The sequence below is a fragment of the Streptomyces sp. NPDC093260 genome (assembly GCF_040683715.1).
GTDB classification, from domain to species: Bacteria; Actinomycetota; Actinomycetes; order Streptomycetales; family Streptomycetaceae; genus Streptomyces; species Streptomyces sennicomposti.
Genome location: NZ_JBFBEK010000035.1, coordinates 75,580 through 83,300 on the forward strand (window position 1 = coordinate 75,580; position 7,721 = coordinate 83,300).

The window sequence follows — 7,721 nt, forward strand, 5'->3', positions numbered from 1 at the left end:
TTCACGCGGGCGTCGGCGGGCCGGGCGGCGGTCCGTGGCATGCTGGCGCGATGGCTTCCCCGAGTGCGCGTACGCCCCTTGCCGAGCAGGTCGAGGAACTCCTCGCCGCAGACGGCCCGTTGCCCATCGTCTCCGCCGGCGACCCCGTGCTGCGCCGCCCCGCCGAGCCGTACGACGGGCAGTTGGCGCCTGAGCTGCTGGCCCGGTTCGTGCAGGCGCTGCGGGTCACCATGCGCTCGGCGCCGGGTGTGGGCCTGGCCGCCGTGCAGGTGGGCGTGGGGCTGCGGATCGCGGTGATCGAGGACCCGGCGCCGGTGCCCGAGGAGGTGCGGGTCGCCCGCGAGCGGGTGCCGCAGCCGTTCCGGGTGCTGGTCAACCCGTCGTACGAAGCGGTCGGCACGCGCCGGGCCGCGTTCTTCGAGGGCTGTCTGAGCGTGCCGGGCTGGCAGGCGGTGGTCGCGCGCCACGCCGAGGTGCGGTTGCGCGCGCGGGACGAGCACGGCCGTGCGGTGGACGAGGTGTTCACCGGCTGGCCGGCCCGTATCGTGCAGCACGAGACCGACCACCTCGACGGCGTCCTCTACGTCGACCGCGCCGAGCCGCGCTCGCTCGCCTCGAACGAGGCCATGGCCGCCCGCTGGGCGCAGCCGACCCCGGAGGCGGCCGCCCGCGCCCTCGGCTTCGAACTCCCGGGCCGAGCAGGCGGGTTCAGCCCCGGTACGCCTCCAGCAGGCGCAGCCACACCTCGCTGATGGTCGGATAGGACGGGACCGCGTGCCACAGCCGGTCGACCGGGATCTGCCCGGCGACGGCTACGGACGCCGAGTGCAGCAGTTCGCCGACGCCGGGGCCGACGAACGTCACGCCGCGCAGGATTCCCTCGTCCAGGTCCACGACCATGCGGGCGCGGCCGCGGTAGCCCTCGCCGTACAGCCCCGCCCCGGCGACCGAGGACATCTCCACGTCGACGGCGCGGACCCGGTGGCCGGCCTGTTCCGCCTCGGCCAGCGACAGGCCGACGGCGGCGGCCTCCGGGTCGGTGAAGACGACCTGCGGGACGGCGTGGTGGTCGGCGGTGGCCGCGTGGGCGCCCCACGGGTCCGTCCTCAGCGGGGCGCCGGCGGCGCGGGCGCCGATGGCGTCGCCCGCGATCCGGGCCTGGTACTTGCCCTGGTGGGTGAGGAGCGCCCGGTGGTTGACGTCGCCGCACGCGTACAGCCAGTCGGTGTCCTCGACGCGCAGCGTGTCGTCCACGGGCAGCCAGGAGCCGGGCTCCAGGCCGACGGTGTCCAGGCCGATGTCGTCGGTGCGCGGGGCGCGTCCGGTGGCGAAGAGGATCTCGTCGGCCTCGATCCGGTCGCCGGAGCCGGTGACGGCCACGACGGCGCCGTTCTCACGGCCGACCGACTCCACGGACGTGCCGGTGCGGATGTCGGCGCCCGCCTCGCCGAGGGCGTCGGCGACCAGTTCCCCGGCGAAGGGCTCCATGCGCGCCAGCAGTCCCTTGCCCCGGACCAGGACGGTGACTCGCGAGCCGAGGCCCTGGAAGACGGTGGCCATCTCGGCGGCCACCACGCCGCCCCCGACCACGATCAGCCGTCCCGGCACTTCCTCGGCGCTGGTCGCCTCGCGGCTGGTCCACGGCTGGACGTCCTCGATGCCGGGCAGGTCGGGCAGCAGGGCGCGGGTGCCGGTGCACACGGCGACGGCGTGCCGGGCGGTCAGCGTGCGGACCGTGCCGTCCGGCGCGGTGACCGTGACCACGCGGGGGCCGGCCAGTCGGCCGTGCCCGCGGTACAGGTCGGCGCCGATGCCCTCCAGCCAGCCGACCTGGCCGTCGTCGTGCCAGTGGGAGGTGTACTCGTCGCGGCGGGCGAGGACGGCCGCGGTGTCCAGGGGGCCGCGCACCGCCTCGCTCAGGCCGGGCAGGCGGCGGGCGTCGGCGCGGGCGATGATGGGCCGTAGCAGTGCCTTGCTGGGCATGCACGCCCAGTACGAGCATTCGCCGCCCACCAGTTCGCTCTCCACGATGGCCGTGGACAGGCCGGCCGCGCGGGTGCGGTCGGCGACGTTCTCCCCCACGGGTCCGGCGCCGAGCACCACCACGTCGTAGGCGATGTTTTCCGTTTCCGTCATGGGGTCAGTCTGGAGGGTGGTGTGCGCGGTGGCCACACGGGTACGCGCGCGGGACAGCGCTTTGCGCGCACGGAATAGTCCGTGGGGTCGGCCGTGTTGTGCCGACGGCTCACCCGACATCAGGAAGAGGATCACGCCATGAGCAGCACCGTGGAGCTCACCAAGGAGAACTTCGACCAGACGGTCACGGACAACGAGTTCGTGCTCATCGACTTCTGGGCGTCCTGGTGCGGGCCGTGCCGTTCGTTCGCCCCGGTCTACGAGAAGGCCGCCGCGGACAACCCGGACCTGGTGTTCGGCAAGGTGGACACCGAGGCGCAGCCGGAGCTGGCGGCGGCCTTCGGCATCCAGTCCATTCCGACGCTGATGATCGTCCGGGACCAGGTGGCCGTGTTCGCGCAGCCGGGCGCGCTGCCCGAGGCCGCCCTGGCGGATGTGATCGGGCAGGCCCGCAAGCTGGACATGGACGAGGTCCGCAAGGCGGTCGCCGAGCAGCAGGCGCAGGCGGGGCAGCAGGGCGGCGAGTGAGCCGCACCGGCCGTCCGGCACGCTGAACGGGCGCGTCGTGGTGAACGAACGGGCGCGTCGTGGTGAACGGGGCCCCTCCCGTGTCGGGAGGGGCCCGTTCCGCGTTCCGGGGGCCGGGGCGTGGGGGCACGGAGACCGAGAGCCCGCGGCCGGCGCGGGTGCGGGTCAGCTGGAGTCGCGGTGGACCAGCGTCGCGCCGAGCACCGGGTGGCGTTCCGGCGCTGCGGCGGGGTCGCGTACGGCACGGTCGACCAGCTCGGCCAGGTTGCGACCGGCCGGCAGGTCGACGTGCACGGTGCTCAGCCGGGGCCGCAGCAGCCGGCCGAGCATCAGGTCGTCGGCGCCGACCACGGCGGTGTCCTCGGGGATGCGGACGCCCTCGTCCTGAAGGGCGCGCATCAGCAGCATGGCGTACTCGTCGTTGTAGGCGAACACCGCGTCCAGGCCGAGGCCGCGCCAGCGGGCGGCGAGCCGGGCCGCGGCGGCCTCGTCGTAGCCGAGCGGCAGTTCCACTACGGTTCCGTCGGTGCCGTCCAGGGCGCGCCGCACCCCCGCCAGCCGGGGCCGGGAGAACAGCTCCAGGCCGCGTTCGGCGGGCATCACCACGCCGATCCGGCGCCGCCCCCGGGCGTAGAGGTGGGCGCCGGCCCGGTGGCCGACGCTCTCGTGGTCCATGAGCAGGGCGTGGGCGCCCTCGACGGCCACGGGGCCGAGGGTGACGACGGCGCGGGCGCCGGAGCGCCGCAGCACCGCGACCCCTTCGGGGCCGATCGCGGAGCCGGGCACCAGGACCGCGACGGGCCGCAGCTCGGCCCAGGCGCGGGCGGCCTCGTCGCCGTGCAGGCCCACGCTGCCGTGCTGGACGACGGTGTAGTCCAGCCTGCCCAGCGCCCACTGGAGATCGTTGATGAACCTGCCGTACAGCGGGCCCACCGGGACGGTCGGGGCGGGCATCAGGACGATCCGGCTGTGTCCCGCCCTGAGACTGCGCGCGGCGGCGTGCGGCACGTATCCGAGTTCTTCGGCGGCCTCGCGGACCCGGCGGCGGGTCGGCTCGCTGATGCGTACGGCATCGGTGTTGTTCAGGACGTAGGAGACGGTCGCGCGGGAGACGCCCGCCAGGCGGGCCACATCGGCACTCGTGGGGACGGAGTGCGGTGCGGCCGACGCGGGCGCGGCGGGTTTCGGAATCTGCACCATGACGTACCGCATCTTGGCAGAAGCCCGCGGGGGCGGGACGGGCGGGTCGGGGCGCCCCGATCGGCGGCTCGCGGACCAACTCCCCCACGGCTTGGAGGTGGTGAGGTGGGTCCGGGGCGTCCGGCCGACCTCCGTCCGGACGCGGCGACGAGCGCAGAGCCGACGAACACGTTCGCTACGAACTTGTTCGTAGCGAACGTGTTCGTTATGCTCGGCGGCATGACAGGACGCCCCAGCACCCCGCGCGGCCGCCGTGAGCGGCCGGCGAAACCCGCCTTGACCAGGGAGGGCATCGTCGCCGCCGCCGTCGCCGTACTGCGCGCCGAAGGCCTGGACAAGGTGACCATGCGCCGCCTGGCCCAGGAACTCGACACCGGCCCCGCCTCCTTGTACGTGTACGTCCGCAACACCGCCGAGCTGCACGCGGCCGTCCTGGACGAGCTGCTCGGCACGGTCGGGGCCGGGCCCTCGGACGGGGACCCGCGCGAGGAGCTGGAGCGGGTGCTCATCGCGTACACGACGATGCTCATGGAGCATCCGAGCCTGGCCCGGTCCGCGCTCACCGCCCGGCCCAGCGGACCGCACTACCTGAACCTGATCGAGACACTGCTCGGGCTGCTCGACGCGTGCGGCGTCGCCCCGGCGCAGGCGGCGTGGGGCGTGGACCTGCTGCTGCAGTTCGCCACCGCGACGGCCGCCGAGCACGCCGGCCGCGACACGGCCCCGCCCGCCGGGGGCGGCGAGGAGTGGGACGCGCTCGCGCACGCCCTCCACACCGCCTCGGACCGCACCCACCCGCACATCGCCGCCCTGGCCGGTGCCCTGCTCTCCGGAGGGCCCGGGGAGCGCATGTCCTGGGGGCTGCGCGCCCTGATCAACGGCATCGAGCGGACCCCCCTGCCCGACTGAGGTGCACCGCGCGCCCGGCACGCCGCGCCGCTCCGTCCGGCGGCGCGGGCCTGCGGACCAAGACGGCGTACCGAGGACGTGCGCCCGTCCCCTCTCCCACGCCCCGTCTCTCGACCGATCCCGAGGAGGATCCCCATGACCACCGCGACGCACCACCCCATAGCCGTGATCGGCGCCGGGCTGGGCGGCCTCACTCTCGCCCGGGTGCTGCACGTCCACGGCATCGAGGCGGCCGTCTTCGACCTCGACGCCTCCCCCGCCGCCCGAGCCCAGGGCGGCATGCTCGACATCCACGAGGACTCCGGACAGGAGGCGCTGCGGGCCGCGGCACTGCACGACCGGTTCCTGAAGCTGATCCACGAGGGCGGCCAGGCAACGCGGGTGCTCGACAAGGACGCCGTGGTCCACCTGGACGAGCCGGACGACGGCACCGGCGGGCGGCCCGAGGTCGACCGCGGCGAGCTGCGCGACCTGCTCCTCGGCTCGCTGCCCGAGGGCGCCGTTCGCTGGGGCACGAAGGTCACCGGGGCGCGCCCGCTCGGCGGCGGGCGGCACGAGGTGAGCCTCGCGGACGGCTCCGTCTTCACCACGGATCTGCTGGTCGGCGCGGACGGCGCCTGGTCGCGGATCCGCCCGCTGGTCTCGGCGGCGCGGCCCGCCTACACCGGGGTGTCGTTCGTGGAGGTGGACCTGCCGGCGGCCGACGTACGCCATCCGGCCGCCGCCGAGGTGGTGGGCGGCGGGTTCTTCTTCGCGCTCGGCGCGGGCCGCGGCTTCCTCGCGCACCGCGAGCCGGACGGCAGCCTGCATGTGTACGTGGCGCTGCGGGCGCCCGAGGACTGGCTGGACGGCATCGACTTCGCCGACGCGGGCACGGCCAGGAAGCGGGTCCTGGAGCACTTCGCCGACTGGGACGAGAGCCTGCGGTCGCTGATCGCCGAGGGCGAAGGGGCGCTGGTGCCGCGGCGGATCCACGCCCTGCCGGCCGGTCACCGCTGGGAGCGGGTGCCCGGCGTGACGCTGCTGGGGGACGCCGCCCATCTGATGTCGCCGTTCGCGGGCGAGGGCGCCAACCTCGCCATGCTCGACGGCGCCGAGCTGGCGGGCTTCCTCGCCGCCCGGCCGGACGACGCGGAGGCCGCGCTGGCGGCGTACGAGGAGCGGCTGTTCCCGCGCAGCGAGGCCTCGGCGGCGGACTCGGCGCGCAGCGCCGAGCTGCTGTTCCGGGACGACGCGCCGCGGGGGCTGCTGGAGATGTTCGCCGGCCACGAGTGAGCCGGGCAGGACCGCTCTCCGGGGACCGGCCCGAGACGGCTGGGCGGCCGGCCGCTCTCCCGGGGGCGGACCTTCAACGGGTACCGGGACGGGGCCGCCCGGGAGGCCCTCAGCAGGCCGTGCCGGTGGCGGTGGCGGTGGCGGTCAGGCGTTCGACCAGGTCGTGCCAGCCGGCCTGGAGCCGCTCCATCGGCATGTGGCACTGCCGGGTGAGGTGGTGGATCAGGGCGGGTTCCAGGTAGCCCATCAGCGTCTGGGCGAGGAGTTCGGCGTCGGCGTCCGGGACGGCCTGCCGGAGCAGGAGCACCACGTGCCCGTACCGGACGCGGCGGGCCGGCACGATGAACCGGCGGTCCGGGCACGGTTCCGCGGCGAGCTGGAGCTCCAGGTCGGCGTCGGCGCGGCGCAGCGCGGCGCAGCCGAACGCGCGCAGCCGCTCCACCGGGGGCGCGCCGGGGCCGAGCGGGGCCGGTCCGGTGAGGAAGGAGGCCTGGAACTTCTTCTCGGAGTGGTCCAGCAGCGCCGTCAGCAGGCCGGTGCGATCGCCGAAGCGGCGGAAGACCGTACCCTTGCCGACCTGGGCCGCGGCGGCCACCGCCTCCATCGTGACCGCGGCGGCGCCGTGCTCGGCGACCAGGCGGGCGGCCGCGTCCAGCAGTCGGGCGCGATTGCGCGCGGCGTCCGCGCGCAGGCATGGTTCGGCGGAGTCGGCGGCCCCGAGCTGAACCACCACCGGCGTCTTCTCTGCGGGCCCCTGGGGAGTGGGAAAGGGCGGCAGGGTGCTGGACATGAACACAGCGTAAAGCATCGGGACTAAACTGGACCGCGGTCCGGTTGTGATGGTAGAAAATTAAACGGACCTCGGTCCGCATCGCGAGTCCGGCAGCGTCGCCGCGCTGTCTGTCCCCATTTCACTTTTGGGAGTCCCCCATGTCTGTTCGTATCCTCGCCCTCGTCGGCAGCCTTCGCGCCGGTTCCCACAACCGCCAGCTCGCCGAGGCCGCGGTGAAGCTCGCCCCCGAGGGCGCCGAGGTGGAGGTCTTCGAGGGCCTGGGCGACGTGCCGTTCTACAACGAGGACATCGACGTCGAGGGCAGCGTGCCCGAGTCCGCCGCCCGCCTGCGCGCCGCCGCCCAGGCCGCCGACGGCTTCCTCCTCTTCTCGCCCGAGTACAACGGCACCATCCCGGCCGTGCTGAAGAACGCCATCGACTGGCTGTCCCGCCCCTACGGCGCCGGCGCCTTCGGCGGCAAGCCCGTCGTCGTCGTGGGCACCGCCTTCGGCCAGTACGGCGGCGTCTGGGCGCAGGACGACACCCGCAAGGCCGTGGGCATCGCGGGCGGCAAGGTGATCGAGGACATCAAGCTGTCCATCCCCGGTTCCCTGACCCGCTTCGCCGAGACCCACCCGGTCGACGACGCCGAGGTCGCCGCGCAGCTGACCGAGGTCGTCGCCCGGCTGCACGGCCACGCCGGCGAGACCGTCGCAGCCTGAGCCTGACCGGCCACGTCGGCCGCCCCCCTGCCGGTTCGGCGGCGCGGGGGCGGTGACAGCCGCGCGAAGGGGCCGGAGCCTTGGGGCGGTTTCTAGCGGTCGTTGCAACACGCGGTTGTGTTGATCAGGCCGTGAGCAGTTTATGCAGGCGCTCGGCTGGGGTTTCCCAGCCGAGCGTT

General features: G+C 74.6%; 8 protein-coding genes. 5 read left to right on the top strand and 3 right to left on the bottom strand.

What is annotated here, in order from left to right:
- Window positions 1–50 precede the first annotated feature (50 nt).
- Entirely contained in the window at window positions 51–752 is a 702-nt protein-coding gene (locus tag AB0N63_RS31805; RefSeq protein WP_365534511.1) for a peptide deformylase, read from the top strand.
- On the opposite strand, the gene AB0N63_RS31810 is transcribed toward AB0N63_RS31805, so the two are convergent.
- On the bottom strand, window positions 709–2,136 hold the full coding sequence (locus AB0N63_RS31810) for an NAD(P)/FAD-dependent oxidoreductase (protein ID WP_365534514.1): 1,428 nt from the start codon (window positions 2,134–2,136) through the stop codon (window positions 709–711). The two genes, AB0N63_RS31805 and AB0N63_RS31810, sit on opposite strands and share 44 nt — an antisense overlap.
- A 138-nt stretch (window positions 2,137–2,274) precedes the next feature.
- On the opposite strand from AB0N63_RS31810, the gene trxA reads away from it, so the two are divergent.
- On the top strand, window positions 2,275–2,664 hold the full coding sequence (gene trxA, locus AB0N63_RS31815) for a thioredoxin (RefSeq protein WP_009191787.1): 390 nt from the start codon (window positions 2,275–2,277) through the stop codon (window positions 2,662–2,664).
- Window positions 2,665–2,829: 165 nt separating this feature from the next.
- On the opposite strand, the gene AB0N63_RS31820 is transcribed toward trxA, so the two are convergent.
- Window positions 2,830–3,864 carry a LacI family DNA-binding transcriptional regulator gene (locus AB0N63_RS31820; RefSeq protein WP_365534516.1) on the bottom strand — a complete coding sequence of 345 codons (1,035 nt, stop codon included), beginning with the start codon at window positions 3,862–3,864 and terminating at the stop codon, window positions 2,830–2,832.
- A gap of 219 nt (window positions 3,865–4,083) precedes the next feature.
- Between AB0N63_RS31820 and AB0N63_RS31825 the strand changes: the two genes are divergently transcribed.
- Complete coding sequence (locus AB0N63_RS31825; RefSeq protein ID WP_365534518.1) at window positions 4,084–4,773, top strand: TetR/AcrR family transcriptional regulator; 690 nt, start codon at window positions 4,084–4,086, stop codon at window positions 4,771–4,773.
- 135 nt (window positions 4,774–4,908) lie between these two features.
- On the top strand, window positions 4,909–6,048 hold the full coding sequence (locus AB0N63_RS31830) for an NAD(P)/FAD-dependent oxidoreductase (protein ID WP_365534520.1): 1,140 nt from the start codon (window positions 4,909–4,911) through the stop codon (window positions 6,046–6,048).
- A 109-nt stretch (window positions 6,049–6,157) separates the two neighbouring features.
- On the opposite strand, the gene AB0N63_RS31835 is transcribed toward AB0N63_RS31830, so the two are convergent.
- The gene (locus AB0N63_RS31835; RefSeq protein WP_365534522.1) at window positions 6,158–6,838 is read right to left on the bottom strand and encodes a helix-turn-helix domain-containing protein; all 681 of its coding nucleotides are present in this window, start codon (window positions 6,836–6,838) and stop codon (window positions 6,158–6,160) included.
- A 140-nt stretch (window positions 6,839–6,978) separates the two neighbouring features.
- Here AB0N63_RS31835 and AB0N63_RS31840 point away from each other — a divergent pair, with 140 nt between their 5' ends.
- Window positions 6,979–7,542: an NAD(P)H-dependent oxidoreductase gene (locus AB0N63_RS31840; RefSeq protein ID WP_365534525.1), complete on the top strand. Its 564-nt coding sequence runs from the start codon at window positions 6,979–6,981 to the stop codon at window positions 7,540–7,542.
- The last annotated feature ends 179 nt before the right edge of the window (window positions 7,543–7,721 follow it).

Coding starts and splice junctions, on each gene's coding strand:
- AB0N63_RS31840 (WP_365534525.1), top strand. CDS start 6,979: ATGTCTGTTCGTATCCTCGCCCTCGTCGGCAGCCTTCGCGCCGGTTCC.
- AB0N63_RS31830 (WP_365534520.1), top strand. CDS start 4,909: ATGACCACCGCGACGCACCACCCCATAGCCGTGATCGGCGCCGGGCTG.
- AB0N63_RS31805 (WP_365534511.1), top strand. CDS start 51: ATGGCTTCCCCGAGTGCGCGTACGCCCCTTGCCGAGCAGGTCGAGGAA.
- AB0N63_RS31820 (WP_365534516.1), bottom strand. CDS start 3,864: ATGGTGCAGATTCCGAAACCCGCCGCGCCCGCGTCGGCCGCACCGCAC.
- trxA (WP_009191787.1), top strand. CDS start 2,275: ATGAGCAGCACCGTGGAGCTCACCAAGGAGAACTTCGACCAGACGGTC.
- AB0N63_RS31825 (WP_365534518.1), top strand. CDS start 4,084: ATGACAGGACGCCCCAGCACCCCGCGCGGCCGCCGTGAGCGGCCGGCG.
- AB0N63_RS31835 (WP_365534522.1), bottom strand. CDS start 6,838: ATGTCCAGCACCCTGCCGCCCTTTCCCACTCCCCAGGGGCCCGCAGAG.
- AB0N63_RS31810 (WP_365534514.1), bottom strand. CDS start 2,136: ATGACGGAAACGGAAAACATCGCCTACGACGTGGTGGTGCTCGGCGCC.